This window comes from Acinetobacter sp. YH12108, from assembly GCF_013419055.1.
Taxonomy (GTDB): Bacteria; Pseudomonadota; Gammaproteobacteria; order Pseudomonadales; family Moraxellaceae; genus Acinetobacter.
Genome location: NZ_VPAW01000064.1, coordinates 1 through 1,067, shown reverse-complemented (window position 1 = coordinate 1,067; position 1,067 = coordinate 1). Strand labels below are relative to the sequence as shown.

1 pseudogene is annotated in these 1,067 nt (G+C 38.1%); it reads right to left on the bottom strand.

The window, feature by feature from the left end:
- Positions 1-990 (bottom strand): annotated as a pseudogene (locus FTU46_RS16625) (IS3 family transposase); the annotation flags it as partial.
- Positions 991-1,067: the final 77 nt, after the last annotated feature.

Sequence of the window (1,067 nt, the reverse complement as noted above, 5' to 3'; positions counted from 1 at the left end):
ACACCTCTTCATATTTAACGCTCCGCCATAATCGTTCAACCATCACATTATCTACCCATCGACCTTTACCATCCATACTGATTTGAATGCCATTTGATTTCAATACATCAATAAATGCATCACTGGTGAACTGACTGCCTTGGTCTGTATTCAATATTTCAGGTGATCCATATTTTTCAATCGCTTCATTTAAAACCGAAATACAAAAATCCACCTCCATACTAATCGATACCCTATGCGCAAGTACCTTGCGGCTATGCCAATCAATCACAGCACATAAATAAACAAAGCCTTTTGCCATAGGGATATACGTTATATCAGTAGACCACACTTGATTACTGCGCTGAATAGCCAATCCTTTGAGCAGATATGGATATTTACGGTGAGCTTGATTAGCCTGGCTTAAATTTGGTTTGCAATATAACGCCTGAATACCCATTTTCTTCATTAAAGTACGTGTATGACGTCGTCCTATATGATGCCCTTGACGATTCAACAAATCACGCATCATACGACTGCCTGCAAAAGGATATTGCATATGTAATTCATCAATACATCGCATCAGCTTCAGATCTGATGAGCTAACAGGTTTTGGGCGATAATAATAACAACCACGAGAGACTTTCAGTAACTTAGCTTGTTTAGATACTGAAATCTGAAGTGAGTGATCGATTAACTTTTGTGGTTGAAGCGGCCCAGTTTCTTCAACACACCTTCTAAAAAATCAATTTCTAATGCCTGCTCACCGATTTTTGCATGTAACTTTTTAAGATCAATGGGAGGTTCTGATGGAGCTTTTGATTGATCGAAAGCTTGTGAGGAAGCTGAGATCAATTGATTTTTCCAGTCAATAATTTGGTTTTGATGAACATCAAACTCAGAACTCAATTCAGCAAGTGTTTTTTCTGCTTTGATCGCAGCAAGTGCTACCTTAGCCTTAAAGTCGTTTGAATGATTTCTTCTTGGTCTACGTGCCATAAAATACTCCATATATTGATGTTTATAACATCATTTGAGGAGCAGAGTATCACTTATAGGAGTTGTTCAAATTTCCGGATCCATCTCTC